General features: G+C 66.6%; 16 protein-coding genes. 8 read left to right on the top strand and 8 right to left on the bottom strand.

Annotated elements, in window-relative coordinates; genetic code table 11:
• The coding region (locus NLI01S_RS15095) for a DUF2071 domain-containing protein (protein ID WP_067604847.1) at positions 1-576 on the top strand (576 nt) is incomplete at its 5' end.
• 247 nt (positions 577-823) lie between these two features.
• Entirely contained in the window at positions 824-1615 is a 792-nt protein-coding gene (locus tag NLI01S_RS15090; protein WP_223809253.1) for an SGNH/GDSL hydrolase family protein, read from the top strand.
• 311 nt (positions 1616-1926) lie between these two features.
• On the opposite strand, the gene NLI01S_RS15085 is transcribed toward NLI01S_RS15090, so the two are convergent.
• The 5 genes from NLI01S_RS15085 to NLI01S_RS15065 form a co-directional block, all read right to left on the bottom strand.
• A complete protein-coding gene (locus NLI01S_RS15085; RefSeq protein ID WP_190318477.1) occupies positions 1927-3987 on the bottom strand; it encodes a hypothetical protein in 2061 nt (686 codons plus the stop codon).
• On the bottom strand, positions 3984-5132 hold the full coding sequence (locus NLI01S_RS15080; RefSeq protein ID WP_067604845.1) for a 5'-methylthioadenosine/S-adenosylhomocysteine nucleosidase family protein: 1149 nt from the start codon (positions 5130-5132) through the stop codon (positions 3984-3986). Before NLI01S_RS15080 ends, NLI01S_RS15085 begins: the two co-directional genes overlap by 4 nt.
• A complete protein-coding gene (locus NLI01S_RS15075) occupies positions 5129-5860 on the bottom strand; it encodes an NUDIX hydrolase (RefSeq protein ID WP_067604843.1) in 732 nt (243 codons plus the stop codon). Before NLI01S_RS15075 ends, NLI01S_RS15080 begins: the two co-directional genes overlap by 4 nt.
• Before the next feature lie 196 nt (positions 5861-6056).
• Positions 6057-6308 (bottom strand): DUF397 domain-containing protein, encoded by a 252-nt coding sequence (locus NLI01S_RS15070; RefSeq protein WP_067604841.1) that lies wholly within the window; start codon positions 6306-6308, stop codon positions 6057-6059.
• Positions 6295-7161, bottom strand: a complete 867-nt coding sequence (locus tag NLI01S_RS15065; protein ID WP_067604839.1) for a helix-turn-helix domain-containing protein — start codon at positions 7159-7161, stop codon at positions 6295-6297. The genes NLI01S_RS15070 and NLI01S_RS15065 overlap by 14 nt, the downstream gene beginning before the upstream one ends.
• A 232-nt stretch (positions 7162-7393) precedes the next feature.
• On the opposite strand from NLI01S_RS15065, the gene NLI01S_RS15060 reads away from it, so the two are divergent.
• Together NLI01S_RS15060 and NLI01S_RS15055 are read left to right on the top strand one after the other, a co-directional pair.
• Positions 7394-7951, top strand: a complete 558-nt coding sequence (locus NLI01S_RS15060; protein ID WP_067604863.1) for an ATP-binding protein — start codon at positions 7394-7396, stop codon at positions 7949-7951.
• A 106-nt stretch (positions 7952-8057) separates the two neighbouring features.
• Positions 8058-8450 carry a hypothetical protein gene (locus NLI01S_RS15055; protein ID WP_067604837.1) on the top strand — a complete coding sequence of 131 codons (393 nt, stop codon included), beginning with the start codon at positions 8058-8060 and terminating at the stop codon, positions 8448-8450.
• Between the two features lie 481 nt (positions 8451-8931).
• Here NLI01S_RS15055 and NLI01S_RS15050 read toward each other — a convergent pair whose 3' ends face one another.
• Entirely contained in the window at positions 8932-10488 is a 1557-nt protein-coding gene (locus NLI01S_RS15050) for a hypothetical protein (protein WP_067604835.1), read from the bottom strand.
• Positions 10489-11004: 516 nt separating this feature from the next.
• Between NLI01S_RS15050 and NLI01S_RS15045 the strand changes: the two genes are divergently transcribed.
• The 3 genes from NLI01S_RS15045 (at position 11005) to NLI01S_RS15035 (ending at position 13556) form a co-directional block, all read left to right on the top strand.
• On the top strand, positions 11005-11607 hold the full coding sequence (locus NLI01S_RS15045; protein WP_067604833.1) for a DUF7691 family protein: 603 nt from the start codon (positions 11005-11007) through the stop codon (positions 11605-11607).
• A gap of 231 nt (positions 11608-11838) precedes the next feature.
• A complete protein-coding gene (locus NLI01S_RS26060) occupies positions 11839-12804 on the top strand; it encodes a GAF domain-containing protein (RefSeq protein WP_190318476.1) in 966 nt (321 codons plus the stop codon).
• Positions 12735-13556, top strand: a complete 822-nt coding sequence (locus NLI01S_RS15035) for a PP2C family protein-serine/threonine phosphatase (protein ID WP_067604828.1) — start codon at positions 12735-12737, stop codon at positions 13554-13556. Before NLI01S_RS26060 ends, NLI01S_RS15035 begins: the two co-directional genes overlap by 70 nt.
• 269 nt (positions 13557-13825) lie before the next feature.
• Here NLI01S_RS15035 and NLI01S_RS15030 read toward each other — a convergent pair whose 3' ends face one another.
• A complete protein-coding gene (locus NLI01S_RS15030) occupies positions 13826-14056 on the bottom strand; it encodes a hypothetical protein (protein ID WP_067604826.1) in 231 nt (76 codons plus the stop codon).
• A gap of 493 nt (positions 14057-14549) precedes the next feature.
• Between NLI01S_RS15030 and NLI01S_RS25750 the strand changes: the two genes are divergently transcribed.
• Complete coding sequence (locus NLI01S_RS25750) at positions 14550-16133, top strand: DNRLRE domain-containing protein (protein ID WP_157091038.1); 1584 nt, start codon at positions 14550-14552, stop codon at positions 16131-16133.
• On the opposite strand, the gene NLI01S_RS15020 is transcribed toward NLI01S_RS25750, so the two are convergent.
• Positions 16030-17922 carry a PASTA domain-containing protein gene (locus NLI01S_RS15020; RefSeq protein WP_067604822.1) on the bottom strand — a complete coding sequence of 631 codons (1893 nt, stop codon included), beginning with the start codon at positions 17920-17922 and terminating at the stop codon, positions 16030-16032. The two genes, NLI01S_RS25750 and NLI01S_RS15020, sit on opposite strands and share 104 nt — an antisense overlap.
• Positions 17923-18036 lie beyond the last annotated feature (114 nt).

Genomic DNA, 18036 nt, shown 5'->3' with positions numbered 1-18036 from the left:
GCGGACACCCTCGACGGCGCGACCTACGTGGGTCTGGTCGCCTTCCGTGTACCCGACACCCTCGTCCTCGGCGGGCTGCCCGTCGGTGCCTTCAACGAGGCCAACGTGCGCCTGTACTCCGTGGACGAACATGGGCGACGCGGGGTGGTCTTCCTGACCATGGACGCCGACTCAGCCCTCGTGGTCGCGGCCGCCCGTAGCCTGTCCGGCCTGCCCTACACCTGGTCGGACGTGTCCCTGCGCAGCGGACCCGAAGGCCGGCGCGCCGGCGCGGTCCGCCGTCGCTTCCCCGGCACGGCCGCCGGTTCCTGGAGCCTGCGAGTCGGAGAGCCCCTAATCGATCCGAGCCGACTGGAGCACTTCCTCACCGCCCGTTGGGGCCTGCACACCCGCCATGTGGGCCGCACCTGGTGGGTGCGCGTGAGTCACCGCCCCTGGCCCCTGCACCGGGCGGAATTGCTCCACCTGGACGGAGACCTCCTGCCCGCCGCCGGGGTCGCCCCGCCACCGGAGCCCCCGGTCTCCGTCCTGTGGTCGCCCGGAGTCTCCTGCCTGTTCACCCCAACCCTTCTCTGACGGGGCGATGCCGGTCGTCCTGATCCGCGCCGTGTAAGTCAATGCCAGAGGGGCTTGTCATTGTGCAATCCCGTGAGGAATCATGAGCCCGGTCGGTAGTTTGCCCCCAAACTTCCGATGTTCATTTCATTATCCCCGACCATTCAATCGAGATCGCACTGGCCAACTCCCCGTTCTTCGCCAGCGCTGATATCGCACGACACCCGCACCCTCGGCCCCCGATCCCCCTCATCGAGCGGAGACCCCCTTGTCCGTCAGTCGTGCCTTGGCGGCCGTATCCGGCCTTGCCTTCATCCCCCTGATCTTCGCAACACCCGTGTCGGCGGAAACCGCCGAAATCAACTACGTCGCGCTCGGTGACTCCTACTCCTCCGGTCTGGGAACCCGCGACTACGACGACTCCGGTGACTGCAAGCGAGGGCCTTCGGCCTTTCCCGAGCTCTGGGCCGCCTCCCACGCGCCCGGTTCCTTCGATTTCGTCGCCTGTGCCGGAGCCACCACCACCGACGTGCTCAACGACCAGATATCCGCCCTGACCCCGGAAACGAACCTGGTCTCCATCACCATCGGCGGCAACGACGTCGGATTCGCCGACGTCATCACCACCTGCCGCACCGGCAGCGACGCCGCCTGTGATGAGCGAGGCGAGGAGGCCGAGAACGACGTCCGCGACCTACTGCCCGCCCTCCTGGACCAGACCTACGCCGCGATCACCGAGGCAGCGCCCCAGGCACAGGTCGTGGTCCTGGGTTACCCGAGCCTGTTCGAGATGGGACCCTGCGGCGTCGGCAGCATCGGCGAGGTCAAGCGCGAGAGGCTGAACCAGATGGCCGACGTCCTCGCGGGCGGCATCGAAGACCGTGTGGCGGCGGCCGGGTTGACCTACGTCGACGTGCGTGGCGGCTTCGAGGGCAACCGGGTCTGCGCCGACGAGCCGTGGATCAACGGCACCACCGTTCCCATCAACGAGTCCTACCACCCCAACAAGGCCGGTCACTCCGAGGGTTACCTGCCCGCCATGACGGGCGCCATCGGCTGACCCGCAAGCAGCCGAGGGCGTCTCGACCAGCGCGATGCCCAGGGCCGGCCCCACCCGAGCCTTCCTTCAGGACGTTTCCTGTTGGAAGGGGACGGTGGGGCCGGCCCGCCCGATTTCCTGCCGGGTGGAACCGGCCACCGATGTTCACACGCAGGCCCGACCTTGCGGAGACGAAGCCCGCATCAGAGTCCTCTGGAACACCGGTCCGGAAGTCGCCCGCCTCCCTGGCCTTGAAGGCCGCCCTCCACGGGCATCAACGGGACCACATCGCGGACCGGGTACCCGACATCGGGAACGCCGCTGCGGAGACCTCACCCGGGAATCGGCTGGGACTGCCGCTCGGACACGGCCACGGCACCTCCCTTCGGTGTCGGCTCATGCGAATCCGAAGGCGGGTCGGCCTCGGGCTGGGGAGGGAGGTTCCTCGTAGGTGGTTCCGCTTCCCTGTCGAACCACGGCTTGCCCTCGGCGGCGATGCCTTCCAGGATGCGGAGTGTGTGGGAGAACCCGGCCGCGTCGAGGTTGATCTCCGAACTCTCGCTCGGCGGCGCCTCGTCCACCGTGTCGCGGGTGGGGATCTCGGACACGGGGATCCCCTTGGCCGGTCCGTTGGTCAGGGTGATGTTCAGCGTGTAGCGGCGTGCACTCTCGATCTCCACCTGAACGGAGGAAATCGCGTCGAAGCGGTAGTTGTCCCGTTCGCTGCGGTCCCAGTGCCCGCGCTCGAAGTCGAGATCGGCGGTGGCTTCGCGCACACCCTCTTCGGTCACCAGGAAGATCCTGATCTCATACCTCGAATAGCGCCAAGGGCCACGAGGGACGTGGGCCGACTTGCAGGGCCGATTCGGAGTCGGCAGAAAGGCGTGGGCGATGACCTCGTACCAGACCAGACCGTGGTGCCTTAACACTTGGTCGAGGATCAGTGTCTTGTCGGCGTCCAGCCAGCCCTCCATCTCTTGCTCCGAGGGGCGTAGCTCGTCGAGCTTGGCCTTCCATCGCTCGCGCTCGGCTTTGCGGGCCTCGACGATCTCCTCCCGCTCCTGAGTCTGCTCACGGAAGCGTCGACGCTCGCTTTGGATGTTCAGCCACTTGGGGACCGTGAACCTGGCGGTGACCGCTGCCAAGAGCACGCAGCCCACCGTGGTCACCGGGGCCTGTTGGAACGCCGCCGACAGGGCCGTCACGGTCGCCGCTCCCAAGAGCAGGAACAGGGACACGCACCGTAACCTGCTCACCATAGTCACGTTGTGGACCTCTCGCGGTTCCAGCGGCATTCCTCCGGTCCAGCGACGCCGCACGTCACGGGCCATGAATCGGATCAACCAGCGCACCTTGCCGGCTTCGACCTCGGTTTCCCGGTAGGTGCGAGCGACCTCGTCACGGAGGGACCGACGCACGCCCGCGGTTTCCTTCAGCCACGCCTCCCTGTTCTCCGGTTCGGGCGCGTACTTGAAGAAGTAGTGGTCGAAAGCGCTCTCCACCTGGTCGGTGAACCCGCCCTTGGGCGGCGCGGACGAGGGGGCACGCCGATAGCCGTACTCGTGTTCCAGAGCGACCATGCGCCGGTGCTCGTGGTACCACTCACCAAGGGTCCACGCCGCAGCCGGCCCCAGGACCAGCATCGCCAGACAGGAGAGCAAAGCCGGAAAGTCGCCGTGTGCCAGCGCGGTCCTCATCATGAACGCGATGGGAGAGAGGGTCGCCACCGCCAGGAGAAGCCCACCGAAGAGGCTCCATCCGTTGTAGGACTTCGGAGCGGGGTGTTTGGCCCTGGCCTCCGCCGGCTCGGGCTCGAAGTAGGACCAGACACGGTCACGTCGGTCACCGGCCGTGTGCCCCCGGTGGGCCTTGTCCCGGATCTGGTTCCACAGACGTTGCTTCATACCACCGGTGAGGACCAGGCCGAGATGACGCAGGATCGGGTCGCGGTGCCCAGACGGGAGGCCGCGTAAGAGGGCCATCGCGGTCTCGGAGTCCCCATCGGAACCGTCCACGCAGGAGAGCAGCGCGAAGACCACGTCCAAGGCCTGCCCGGACGTGTCGTGACTCAGCGACTCCGTTCGCAGCTCCAGCTCTTTCAGCAGGGCGCGGTCCGCCTTGTTCAGGTCCCGGTAGGAGCGTTTGCTGAGGATGGCCAGGGCCCGGTTGAGGTGCAGCTCGGGGTGGTCCAGCCCTCGCGCGTGGGCGCGTTCGATATGTTCGCGCGCCTTACCCGGGATTCCGGATTCGAGATAGCGAACGCCCACATCGTAGATCATCTCTGGTGGGTCGTCGGGCCCCACCACATAGATCTCGGAGTCGTGCATCTGGCCGACCTGCACGCCGACGAAGGAGTGCGGGCCGGCGGTGTTGTGGGTCTCGGGCCCGCTCATGTGAGCCCCTTGACCGAGGTGATCAGCGGCGCGACCTTGGTGGCCAGCGAGGCCAGGTCCCCCAGGAGACCCAGGAGGCGCTTCAGAGCCAGCAATGACGTCTTCCTGCCCTGGGGTGTGGCCTCCTCGATCCCCTTGCTCGCGATGTCGAGTTCGGTCGAGGCCGCCTCGTGGGTCTCCTCGTCGATGCGCCCACTGGAGCGCTCCTGGGCCAGTTCCTCCCGTAGGGCCGAAATCCGTTCCGAGATCTCGACCGGCTCGGGTTCGGAGGAGGTGAGAGAGACGTGGAACGTGCCGCCGCTGACGTGACCGGCCTGGACGCCGACGCTGCCGTGTGCCGTGTTGTTGACGCTGCCGGGGGTGCCGGAAGCACTGTCTTCGCGCATGGTGAGGGGCTCCGCTTCCGTGAGTTCCGTGGCGAGTTCGAGGGCGAAGGCGGCGGCGTTCGCGGCGGCGATCGGCTGCCATTTCCGATCCGCCTCGGTGGCCTTGGTGCCGTCGGCGCGATCACTGATACCGCGCACGATCGCCACCGGTGACCCGCTCAGATGCCCGGCCTGGGCGACGCCGGCGCCTTCCATTTCGATGGCCACCGCGTCGTTGTAGGTCTGCCGGATCCAATCGGCCTCGCGGGAGATACGGGAGTTCTGCACGATCTCTCCGGCGGCGATGGCCCCCAGGTGAGCTTGGGGTCGGGGTCGGCCAGGCGCGGACCCGGGCGGCGCCCAGGTACCGACCCTGGCCAGGTGTGCGGCGATCTGGCTGATCTCGTGCGCCGCTTCCCAGACCCGGGGCCGGGCCTTGAGGCCATCGTCCTCGCTGGTTCCGCCGTGGTAGGCGTACACGTGGGTGGCCACGATCACGTCACCGAACGGGGGTGTGTCCCACAGGGCGCCGGCCACGCCCACGAAGAGCAACGCGGCGGGGGAGAACTCCTGGATGGCCCGCTCGGCCAGCACCGCGGACGACTGGTTGCCCTTGCCGGTGAGCCCCAGCACCACGCGCCCATGGCCGCCGGGCAGGGCCCCGATCTCGAACCGGGTACCTCGCGGGTGTCGATAGGGCTCTGGTGAACGGAGCCGCTCGCGCACGGCCTGGTATTCCAGGTTCAGGGCGGTCAGGACCACCACGAGATCGTTGCTCATCGCGCTTCCTCGTTCCGGTTCGGGAGCAGGGGCCGCAGGATCGGTGGGCGTAGTTCTTGTTCAGGGCCGGCCTGGAAGAGGCGGGCAGGGCGGCCCTTGGTGGTACGACGGTCCGGACCGACCGGGGTAAGGAAGCCCGACACCGACTGGACCTTGCGGTAGAAGTTGCGCGGGTCGAGGTCGAAGCCCCAGACCGCCTCGTAGACGCGTTGGAGTTCGGCGATGGTGAAGGCCGGGGCGCAAAAGGCGGTGGCCAGGGCGGTGTGCTCGATCTTCGCGCGGGCGCGTTCCAAAGCGTCATCGAGGATCTGCCGGTGGTCGAAGGCGAGCGTTCGACGGCCGGAGGTGACCTCTTCGACGGGGAGCCAAGAGGCGGCGGACGCGTCGGTACCGGCTTCGGGTTCGGGCAGACCGGGGGCGATGGCGAGGTGAGCGACGGAGACGATGCGCCCTCTCGGGTCGCGGCCGGGTCGGCCGTAGGCGCCCAGTTGCTCCAGGTGCAGCGATGTCGCGTCGAGGTCGGTCTCTTCCCGGAGTTCTCTGTGGGCCGCGTCGAAGATGTCCTCGCCGGCGTCCGCGATGAACCCGCCGGGCAGGGCCGATTCGCCCTTGTAGGGCTCGATGCCCCTCTCGATGAGAAGGACGTGCAGGGCCGAGGCTCGCAGGGTGAGGATCACCAGGTCGACGGTGAGCAGTACGGGGGGTGGTCGCCAGATTTCATTCGGCATGGGCCCGAGAGTAGCTTCTTGTCAGTTCGACAGGAAGTGGTTTTCGGAAATTGGTGCAGGTGAACGCCGGTGTTTATGGAGGGGCGGAAGTGGCCTTACGGGTTGGTGGGGTAGGTGGTGTCAAGGTGTGCTGATAAGCAGGACCCGGCCGTGGTCCTAGTACCGGATACGGCCGGGTACCGGCGGACTGTGGGTATCAGCGGGTGAGTGCGGCGGTGAGGAAACCGGTCCACTCGGTGGAGGGGAAGGGGAGGTGTCCGGCGGTGGGGTGCTTCGAGTCGCGGATGGCCGCGCCGCAGGGGGGTTCGGCGACCTCGACGCACTCTGCACGGTCACCGCTGTAGCTGCTCTTGCGGAAGTTGGTGGGGATGTGCGCTACCTCCACGCAGTTGACGCGGTCGCTGCTGTAGCTGGACTTGAAGAAGTCCAAGGACTCAGTGGTGCTCATGATGGTTGTTCGACTCCAGGATGCTTTGGATGAACCCCATGGTCCGTGAGGTTCTCAACGCAGCAGCGTTAAGGTGCGAAAAAATAGTCACAAACCGCTGCACTGAATCTGATTCTTGGACAAAGAGGCTATCGGTTGCTGTCTCGGTGTATACGAGACTGGGGTCGAGTTCGCCGGGGAAGTCTAGTAGGACGAAGGAACCTGACATTCCAGCGTGCATACCTGCGCTGAACGGGAGTACCTGGATGTCAATGTTGTGGCGTGTGGCCATGTTGAGTAGGTGGTCAAGTTGTTCGCGCATGATGTCTGAATCATCCAGTTCGCGGCGTAGTGCTGCTTCGTCGATGACTGCCCAAAGGTGAGGTGGCTTATGACGCCCCAGGATGTGCTGGCGCTGCATTCGAGCAGCCACATGCCGTGTCACTTCGGCTTCCGAGTAGGCACATCCCCCACGGAACACAGCTTCGCTGTAGTCCGGAGTTTGCAGGAGGCCGGGGATGACCATGCACTCATAGGAGCGGATCATGGATGCTTCGACCTCGAAGTCGGGTAGTGCGTTACCGCCGAAAACGTCCTTGTAGTTGGACCACCAGCCTTGTTCCTTGGACTCTCGGGAGAGTTCATGTAGAGCTGTCCGGACTTCATCTGGCGCTTCGTACAGGGCTGCGAGTGCATCGATGTCGCGAGCTTTGATGCGCTTGGCTTCAGCGTTTTCGATGTTGCTGAGTGTGGAGAGGGGAACTTTGGCCTGCTTTGCGGCCTCGGAGAGCTTGAGGTGGTGGGATTCCCGTAGGCGTCGTAGTTCGCGGGCCAACCTCCGGCGGCGCACGGTGGGGCTGATGGGGCTCTGCATAGGGGAATCCTACTCTGTAGTAGTGCGAATTTCGAAAAGAACTGCTTGACCGCTCGAAATTCGTAGAGCATGATGATGGGTGTGGCTAGTAACCGATGGATCACTCAGGGTCCATCTGGTCAGGCTATGCCTTGCCCGTTCCGCGCATCACGGCCTCCGTGAGACTCCTCCAACGGGCGCTTCGCACGATCCCCCGACTCATGTGTCAGCCATGCCAAGGAGTGTGTTCGTCATGCCCGAAACCGCCTTCGCACCCACCACCGTGCCGGTTCCGGGGGAGGCTCTGGTGCCGTTGGCCAGCTTCATCCGGCCCTTCCAACGCCACTACTTCTCCGGTCTCCCGGAACGTCCTAACTACCGGGCGCGCAGCTACGACTTCGCCGGAGTCCCGGCCCTGATGCCGCTGGTACGGGCGTTCCTGGACACCTGCGCCGCCACCGAAACGAACGACTACCGGTACCTGTTCACCCTGCTGGGCAGCGAGCTGGCCAACAACGCGATCCGGCACAGCCTCTCCGGACAACCCGGCGGCACCTACACCCTGCGCGTACACCGCGACAAGGAAGGACTCCGCCTGGCCTGCCGCGACCGAGGGGGCATGCGCACCCGCAACACCCACCTCATCCCGGCCCCGGACGGGCTGAACCTGGGAGCCGAATCCGGGCGGGGCCTGGCCATGATCGACGCCTTGTCCACCACCTGGGGCGACAACGGCAACGCCGAGTACCGCACCGTGTGGCTGTACCTGGCCTACGACCTGACCGGCAGCGGCTGGCACAGCCACAACTAAACGACATGTCCCGGACATGAGACGGGCCCAGGAGAGCGCGCCAACGCTCTTCCGGGCCCTGAACCCCCGAAACCCAACACGGTCATATGCAAGGAAAGAGGATCTGATGAACCACCCTATCCCCGCGCCGCGACGCCCCGTGGACACTCGCCCCACCTCCGACGGCACGACCTTCACCCCCGCCCCTCGACGCCCGGTCCCCGTCACCGGCCCGGCCTGCGCGTCCTGCGTTCACCGCACCTGCCGCACCCAGCGCGCCGGCACCTTGCCCCGCCTGGGTGGGCACCGCGCCGAGTTCGCCTTGGAGCACCACCAGGCCGCCGCTCTCCAAGCTCGTCACCGGGGCCTGATCACATGGTTCGGCGAGGCGACTCAATCGTTCTGGGTGGCCTCCGCGACCGGCATGTACGAGGCCACGACCTACGACGATCTGCTCGCCCACCTGTGGGCCCAATCCCAGAGCCGGCTACTGCCCCGGGACCTTCAGTTCCAACACTGATCCCGAAACCCCCACGCCCCGGCGTCACCTCCTCAGAGGCAGGAGACGGGGCGGGACCCCACACCCAGTCAGCACGAAACCGGCGCGAGGTCGAGCCAGGAACCCGAGGGCCCGGATCGCCTCATGGGCCGACCGGAAACGTTCTCCCGGTCCGTCGTTCACGTCGAAGAAGCTCAAACACGCCTCGTGCCGGGAATCGGTCGGACCGGGCTCGCTGACGATGGTCGTCGAGTAGGGCCACCAAGGAAACGTCAGGGCCCGGATCCGATGCGAGAACGATGGCCGCCGACCGGTCGATGTCGATACGCGGTCTCCCGCGGCCTTACCGAAGTGATCGAAGTGGTGGCCGCGTATCCGATGAACAACGCCGTGAGGGTGCTCGTCGGCCATCTCGGCCTTGTCCTCGCGAGTGGACGCCGATCGAACGGCACCCCTCGCCGGGCGACCGACGAACCGCTCACCGGTACGCCGGCCGCTTCGGCTACTCCGGCCAACGGCCAGAGCTGTGGTTCATCAGCGGAAGCCCATCGGTGTGTACTCCGAGCACCACCGACCTCCCCGAGGAAAGGGACACCTCCAGCTCCTGGTAGAGCTGCTCGGTCCCCGTTCCCCGACTACCCAGCCAACCATTGGAGAACAGTGAGATGAAGTCGGAGCCGTTGAGGTAACGAGGGATCTCCCTCCGCCGGATGCGCCTGCCCTTCGCATAACCCTCTTCCTCGGCGTTCTCGTGCAGGATCTCGAAGTGCTCCCGGCTGAAGTACATCCCGGAGGCGATCTCGACACCGGCGGACATGCGCGTCTGAGGAGCACAGAGCTTGATGAAACAGGGGGTGTCCACCAGACGGATGTCGTGATGGCGCGGGTTGGGGTCCCGGAACCGTTCATCGGTTTCCCGCATGCGATCGATCTGTTCGAGGAAGCGTGGGTCGACGCTGCTGTGCAGGCCGCCTCGCACGGTCTCCTCCAGCACCTTGTATTGGAGCATGACGAAGTTGCCACCGTGCGGGTTGTAGTAGACCAGGTCCACCCCCGTGGCATGTTCGACCGGGGTGCGATCGATGTTGGCCACCAGAAGCGACCTGGACTTGTACTTGTTGGTGAACACGCCCCAGGCCACGTAGTCGGACCGGTGAAAGGACCAGCCAGGCAGGTGGGTGGCGTCGAAGTCCACCAGCCACTTCTCCTGAGGGTTGTAGCGCCCTCCCTTCAGCGCACCGTTGACGCCGCTGAGGAACGGGTCCCCGTCACCGGTCGGACGCCAACTCAGCAGGTGCTCCCGGTCGATGTCGAAGGCCTCGAACAGCACACCGACGGCGTCCTTCTCCAGAGCGCGGACAGGCCGGTCCTTGATGTCGGGTTCTTCCAGGGCCAACCGTGTTTCGAGGGAGCGGATCCGCTCCGCCGCCTCGTCCGAGGTCGCGGCCAACTTGTTCAGGATCTTCTTGCCGGTGGCTGAGGGAATTCCTCGGTTGCGGTCGAAGGCGTCCCGCACGAGCTTGCCCAGGTGCGAGAAATGTTCCACCGGAATCGGTAGTGACAGGGCGGTGAAGTGGGAGACCTCGACCTTACGTTCGAAGGTTCCGGACTTTCCGATCGGTGCCACCAAACCCAGAGCCGCGATCGTACGGTGTTCAGGCCCGGGCCGCTCGTTGAGGAAAAGCCCCAGGTAGGTTCCGCGTTTCCACGATTCTGAGCCGCTGCGAACGGCGTACTGACCACTGTCGGTCCGGCCAGGGAGGAGAAATTCGTGCATCACGTCGGTGAGCGCCAATGCAGCGAGGCTCGTCTCCGTGTCGTGCTGCTTCTGCTTCGGGAACTGCCCCTTTGCCTGGAGTTCACCGAAACGCTTCGAGTGGATATCGAAGGCCGCGAGCTCCTGGTCGATCTTCTCCGTGGTCTCGGTGCGGAGCACGCTTTCCGTGTGCAAGTCGACCAAGGTGAAGAGGGTGTCGTCGCTCGCGCCCCGAACCTCATCGATGACCGAGTACACCCAGTCGGCGACGGCGGAGACACCGACGACGGATCCTCGGTTCATCCAATACCGTACCTCTGGCTCTTCAGTGGGAGAGAGCAAGAGAGACCACCCCGCGGCTTCGTGCCACTCGATCGATCCACCACTGATGCCTCTGGGATAGGGGGAGCGTAGGAGCGCTCGCGCTGACCGCTCTGTGCTCGTACCTGAGGTTTTCAAAGGGCGCAGGCTCAGCGACGTGCTCAGGGCCGCGTAGACCCGTCCGACATAGGGTCTGTGATCGCTCATGTGGGGGTTTCTAGTGAGAGGATTATTCAACTGAATACGGGCTTTGGCGAGCCGGTCGGCCCCGTAGCCGTTTCGGGATCGTCGGTATTCGTTGGGCCCCACAGCTGTATCGTGTGACGGTCGTGTCCTGAAACACCGGGCGTGCGGCCGGAGGAGCGCTTCGGTGATCTGTGAGAGTTTCCCATCGCCGCATACGACACGGATGCCTCTTTCGGTGCGCGTCGATCGTTGGTGACGGTAGGGGCCCAGGGGACGACCGGGAATGTCGGTGGCCGTCGTTAGCTTCGAGGTATGAGTTTCGCGCTGATGCCCTACGTGGTCGACCTCGACGTTCTGCATGGCTCCATCGGATCGAAGGACGTCAAGCTGCGTCGGATGATCGGCGGCCGGTTCAGGCAGCACCTGACCCACTTCGACTCCCAGTTCGACCACCTCATCGAGGATGGTGGCCCTCCTATCTACGAGGCGATCCGCGCGGTCATCGACGGTGGACCCTTCGATGAGCGGTACAGCGTCATGTACAACTATGCCTTCAAATGGATCTGTGAGTTCCACGGTCGCTTCCTGGACAACTCGGACTTCTCTCCGATGCGGTCCGGATGGACCGCGAGGGTCGACGAGGGTTTGACGGACCTGGGCGTGACCGCCGTCAGCGTCGAAGGCCTTGGTGCGGGGAGTGCCCCCTCGCCGATTCCGTACTCGTCCGAGGGGTTTCCCTCCTACGGCGAATGGACCCTTGCGGAATGCGGGAAGGCCCTTGAACAGTGGAAGCAGGTCACCGAGGATCGTAAGGCGGCTATCGACCCCTACGTGCTGACGGCCGCCGAGTCCTCCATGGGTTGGTGCGAGACCGCTGTCACGGCAGGGCGGGGCGTAGCGGCCTTCTTCTACTGACCCGGGCTCCGATCGCCTCATCCGACGCGACGCGAACCGTCCGCAGGAGAAGAGCGGCACACCGTCCGCCACGCGCCTTGCCTCCACCGGTCACGGGAGCGGCGTCAATAGGCTTGGCGCCTATGTATTGGTGCTGGTCGTAGCGGGAAGGCTGGGGCGGCGTAGTCGATGGACAACGACGACGAGTTCTACGGCGGTTCCGCTCGGCCGTCGGATGTCGAGGTCTCGCCCGTGACGGAACGTCTCGGGCTGGGAGCCGAGCCGGACGAGAGCATGGACTGCTTCGCGAGCCTGGCCGCGTACCTGCTCGAAGCCCCGGTGGTGATCACGCTGGCGGAACAGGACCGGCATGTCCTTGCCGGTCTGGTGGGGTTGGGGGAACCGTGGTCCACATCCAGACAGGTGCCCCTGCCTCCCACGAAGGACCCGGGTGCCCCATCCACCGACGAAGCCGACCAGGACCCCTTCGCCTCCGTGGCGCGTGTGGCCCGAACTCTCGGTGCGGTCAGTTGGATCGGGGTGCCGCTCGTCGACATGGAGGGGACCCTCCTGGGTTTCATCCTCGCGATCGACACCGTCACACGCACCTGGGGCGATAGGGAAATCGACGCACTGCGCGATCTGGCGCACGTGTGCGAGGCGGAGTTGATCCTGCGACTGCTGGTGGAGGAGAACGGACGCACCCGGCTACAGGACCAGCGCGCCTACGAACGCTCTCGACTGCTGATGCGTACCGCCGAGGAACTGGCGGGAGCCACGGACGTGGCCCTGGTACGGCGCAGTGCCAAGGCACTGATCAGCCTCGATCTGAGTACCGTCCAGGTGGAGCTGATGCTGGTCGAGGGGGACCTGCTGCGCCGCGTCGTCGACTCCGAGGACCCCTTGGAAGTGGAAGCGGCCTATGCGGAGTGCGCGCTGGACAGCGACTGGCCCGAGGCCCACGCGGCGCGTACGGAACCATCGTGGAAGTGCCCGACGAGGAAGCCATCGCGAAGCTGTCCCGCGAGGTGCGAGCCAGGTTCACCCGGATGGGGCTGGCCGGCGCGGTGTTCCTTCCCGTGCCCGTGGGCCGTGATCCCGTGGGCGTGCTCGTGCTGGGGTGGGACGTGCCCCATCGAATGGAGGTCGTGGAACGCGCGTTGCTCGCCTCCTTGGCCGAATACACCGCTCGTGCCGTGGAGCGGGTGTCCTACGTGAACCGTCGTGTCCAGGCCGCGCACCTGATGCAGAAGGCCATGCTGACCGAGATTCCTCGCATCGAGGGTTTGGAGATCGAGGCCCTCTACCGCCCCGCCGACGGGGGCGCCACGGTGGGTGGTGACTGGTACGACGTCTACCCCTTGATCGACGACGAGAGCGGAACCCTGGCGATCACGATCGGTGACATCACCGGCCACAACCTCCAAGCGGCCATCTTCATGGGGCAGGTGCGCACCATGTTGCGGCAGGCCGATCTGGACCACCCCGACTATGGGCCCGCACGGATCCTCTCGGCCTTCGAGCACGCCAACCGAGTACTGGATCTCGGGGCCAGCGGCACGATGGTGCACGCCCACCTGAGGCCGTGTTCCGAAGGGTGGCTGCTGACGTGGACCAACGCGGGCCATATCCGGCCCCTGGTCGCCTCTCCGGACGGGGACGTCGAGGAGTTGACCGAGCACGGTCTGCTCTTCCATCCCGACTTTCCGGCCCTGTCGCGCCTCGACCACCGAAGACTCCTGGAGCCGGGCAGCACGTTGTTGATGTTCACCGACGGGCTGGTCGAGCATCGTGGCCTGGAGATGGACGTTTTCATCGCCCGCACCAAACGCGTACTCGCGGCCGGGGGCGACAGCCCGCTGCCGGAACTGTTGCGACGGATCGTGGAGGAGAACGTCGTCGGGACCGGTGAGGACGACATCGCGTTGCTGGCGGTACGGCTGGCGGGGCCGGGTGCCCCTGAGGGCTGACTCCTGCCATGGAACGACCCGGGAACACGGGGCCGCTCTCGGGTGGGACGCCGAGGCCCTGAGGTTGATCGATGCTCTTCCCGGCACGGCCGCGCCGGTACGACGGGTGGAGGTCGAAGCGCGGGTCGGGCCTTGAGCCCCTTCCCGGGGTGGGGAGATGGCGCCCCTTCTCCCGACCTGCCCGGAGACCCCGGACAAGCCTCAAGGCGGTCCCGGACACGTCCGGGACCGCCTTGAGGCTTGTCCGGGCTGAGCGAGAGGACGGAGCCTCAGCCGTTCTCCTTCTGGATCCGAGCCATGAGCATCTGCTTGCCCTGGTCACCGGCCTTCTGGTTGTTCTCCTGGATTCGACGGAACCAGCGGACGAGCTCCTCGTCACCTTGGCTCTCCGCGTCCTTGATGTATCCCTCCAGACGCCAGACGTTCTCCAGCGACTGGTGAAGGGCCCAGATGAGGTTGTAGTTCTTGTCCTTGAGCGGGCTCGACGGCTCGGCCACCATGACCTCCTCGTTGGGGCGTTCTCCCTTGCAGGCACCCGACTGCCCGAACTCGTCGGTCGGTATACATCATCTGGTCGACGAATCTCGACCCTTGTCCGCGCTTGGTGTGATCACTGGTCACGGTTGACGTGGTGTGTCGACAAGGGACGCGCAGGTGAAGTGCTTCGGCGGAAACCGGACTCGCTCGTTCGGGTTTTCATGCTGTTCCGAAACGATCGTGGCCGGGTGTCGGGCCGGCGTGGTGTGGGCTGCGACCTGCGGGTGGTCGGCTTTCGGTTCGAAGAGAATCAGTGTTCAGTGGTCGCCGAATAAGGCCTATCAGAGTCTGTTCGGTTTTCTGGTGGTGGTAATTATGGTTTAGGTCGGTATTTATATATCCGGGGTTTGTGGGTGGCTGTGCGGATTTGGTAACTTCCTTGTTGTTGGAACGGGGTGAAAAACCCCGCTCTGATTCTTTTTCGGACATAAATGGAATGTGTAGGCACCGCCCGTAATGCGTCGTTCCCTGGCCCGTGCGACGGCGGCTTGTGCGGCCCATGCCCTGGCCTTGGTGTTGGGGACGTCGGTCGCTCCGGCCACAGTCGACGAGAAGCCCCCCGCCGAAGCCGGTGACACGGCGTCGGTCGGCGCGGGATCCGGTCGGGTCGAACCCGATGACGTGTTCGCCGCCGCGCATTCCGGCACCGGTCGGGTCGAGGTCGAGAGCGCCTCGTGGACCTACGTGGATCGTGCCTTCCCCGACCGGGCCTACGACGGTGCCCGGACCCGAAGCGTGGGCATCGGGCACCTCGAATGGGACCGTGCCTACACCCGCAGGGTCCTGTTCCGATTCCCGGTCGAGTCCGCGCCCGGCAGCGTCGTGGAGTCCGCCGTGCTGCGCGCCGAAGTGGTGTGGTCCTACGACTGCGTCGGAGATTCCCTCCTACAGGCGCATAGCGTCGACCCCTTCCACACCGGGTCCACCTGGAACGACCAGCCGACGGCCCGCGCCCTTCTCGACACCCGAAGTGTCACGGGCGGGCAGGCCTCCTGCCCGGTGAACGGCGGCGTGGAGTTCGACGTGACCGAGGCCTACCGGTGGGCCGTGCGGCGGGGCGAATCCCACGTCCACCTGCTGCTTCGTGAGCGCGACGAGTCCCAGAGCGCGGCCTGGCGTCGTCTCGACGTCCAGGACGCTCCGCCGGTACTGATGGTCGACCACGGCGAGCCGCGGGCTCGGGCCAAGGCCGTCGCCCATGACGGGCGTGCCTTGGAGCCGGTGCCCTCCCGAACCACGGAAGGCCTCGCGCCTTCCGACGACCTCTCCCCACGGGCGGGGGAGAGCGATGAAGTCCGTGTCCACGAACCGCCCCTGGGCGGTCCACGCTGGAGCGGCGGTGAGCCGGCCCGTTTCCGTCGGGGGGAACGCGCCGGGCGGCCGGCCGCTTCGGGGGATCGCGGCGGGCAGGTCGAGGACACGATCCCCACGGCCCGGGGACCGCCGAGGAGCACCCCGAAAGAAGACGACGGCTTCTCTCCCGACGTGGCGCCCATTGGGGCGGAAGGGACACGTCGGTGGCGGTCCGAGGGAGCAGGACGGACCGTTCCCGGAGCCCCGCGGTGGGGCGGGATCCGGTGGTGGTCAAGGAAGTCGTGCCATCGTCGCGCAGGTCACGGAGCAGGGTGGCCGATCGTGGCGGGGGCGCGCTCCACGCCGATGAGAGGAGCGTTCGTCCCGAGATCGGACGTGTCCGAGGCAGAGTCTGGCGGGGCTCTGCGTCGGGAGGTCGAGGCGGCTCGGAACCGCCTGTGCGCGTGGGCACCGCACGGGAGGGTTCCGGGCCGCCGTCGGTGTGCCGGGAGCCTCGGCCCCGAGGGCCCGCCCGTCCCCCGCCCCACATCGTGCGCTGACCGGCCGGTCAGCCCGCCCAGGTTTCAGTGGGCGTTGCCGGCGACGGCCGGGGTCGGAGCCACCACCCGGCCGTCCACCCGACTCAGCAGGTTCCGATCTCCTGCCAGGGACCCCACTCGGAACTCTCCGACGGTGAGACGTGGCCGGTCCACCAGATCGCCTCGTACTCGCGTCCCTCGTGGATGACCCGAGACCCCTCGGAGTAGTCGCCGCCCTCCGACCAGGGCTCGGAGGTGCACGTCGTGGGCTCGGGCGGGTCCGTCTCGGTCGGCTCTTCCCCCGGTTCCCGGTGGTCCCGGTCCGGGCCGTCGTCGCCACGGTCGTGTCGCTCGTTCTCCCGTTCCGAGGAGTCGTCCTGTGGTTGCTCGTCCAGGGTCTGGGCCTCGTCGTCCTCCGGGCCGGGCGAGACCGTCAGGACCACGGTGGAGGCGGGCTCGACGATCGCTCCGGCGGTCGGGGACTGGGAGACGACCTCTCCTTCGGGGCTCTCCGACTCCTCGGACACCACCACCTCCGCGGTCAGGCCCAGGGATCCGAGGGCCGCGAGGGCCTCCTCTTCGCTGCTTTCGACCAGGTCGGGCAGGGTGACGCCCTCGCTGACGGTGAGGGTCACGGGTGTGTCGTAGGCCACCGTCTCCTCCGCCTCGGGGTCGGTCTCCAGCACGGTTCCCGAGGGCACGGAGTCGGAGGCCTCTTGAGTGACCGTCACGTCCGTGAACCCGAGGTCGGCCAAGGTCTGACGGGCTTCCGCTTCGTGCTCGTCCACCAGATCGGGCATGGGCAGGCGCTCGGGGCCGATCGCCACCACGATGGTCACCGGGTCGTTGTCGGCGAGGGAGGCGCCTGGTTCGGGGATGGTGGCGGCGACCAGACCCGCGTTCACCTCGTCGTCGTGGATCTGGTCGTAGGAGACTTCGGGGGAGACGGCGAGTCCGTCGATGTGTTCGGTGGCGTCCTCGGGGCTGATACCGACCAGGTCGGGCATGGTGGCCACGACCGGGGCGGCTTCGGTTCCCCCGCCCGAGGAGGTGAGGTTCCAGGTCAACAGCGCGGCCACGAGGAGGAACAGGGCGACGCATGCGGCCGCGACGAAGAGGGATCGGCGGTGCTTCGCCTTCCGGGGGGTCGGGCCGTGCGCGGAACCGTTCGGCTCGTCGAAGGAGTCCGTGGGGTTGTCTGTGGCGGGGGCCGACGACGCGCCGGACGCGCCGGACACGACCGACGCGGCGTGTCGGCCGGGGGCGGCAGGGAGGCGTTCCCGCACTCGGCGAACCAGGGCCCGGTAGCGGCCCGCGTCGCGTGGCCGGTGGTCGGGATCGGCCGCGGTGGCCTTGTCCACCAGGAGGGCGAACTCGTCACCGGCCTCGGAGATCGCTCCGTCGACCTCCAGGGTGCCCAGACCGGCGATCATGACGCGCAGCAGCTCTCCCACGGCTCGGACGTCCTCGCCGGGGTCCGTCACCGTCCGGGCGGGAGTGGTCACCAACGGCAGGAGGCGCACCGAACCGTCGTCGGCCAGGAACACGGTGTGGGGACCGACCGCGCCGTGCACCAGCCCCTGGTCGTGGAACTCCTCCAACAGCGACAGGAGGGTGTCGATCACGTCCAGAGCCTCGCGCCTGGAGACGCGTTCGCCGAACCGGCCGCCGACGATGTCCTTGAGCGGCTCGCCCGCGGGTACGTCGCAGACCACCCACGCCCGGCCCGCTTCGACTCCGTGGTCGCGGATCCTCGGCAGGACGGGATGGTCGATCCCGCGCAATCGTCCCCAACGCGCGGCGGGCTCGTCCGAGTGCTCGGTCTCGGTCTCGTCGAGCAGGACGAGGACCGGCGTGTTCGCCACGATGTCCCGAGCCTCGAACAGCAGCGTGTGGTCGTCCACGCGGATGCCGACGGCGCACCGGTAGCGGCCGGCCAGGGGCGTCGGGGGGACCGAGGGAGGGTACGCCGAGGAAGCGTGGGCGGAGGTCTCCATGAGGGGAATTCTATGGAGTCTGAAAGGTCTGATCTCCCACCTTTAGGGTGGAAACAGGTGATTCGGCGGACGGGCCCGCATGGTGGCAGGTGGCGGCCGTGCCGTGGCCGAAAA

It is taken from the genome of Nocardiopsis listeri NBRC 13360 (assembly GCF_001570765.1).
Classification (GTDB): Bacteria; Actinomycetota; Actinomycetes; order Streptosporangiales; family Streptosporangiaceae; genus Nocardiopsis; species Nocardiopsis listeri.
This window is presented reverse-complemented; position numbering and strand designations above follow the sequence as displayed.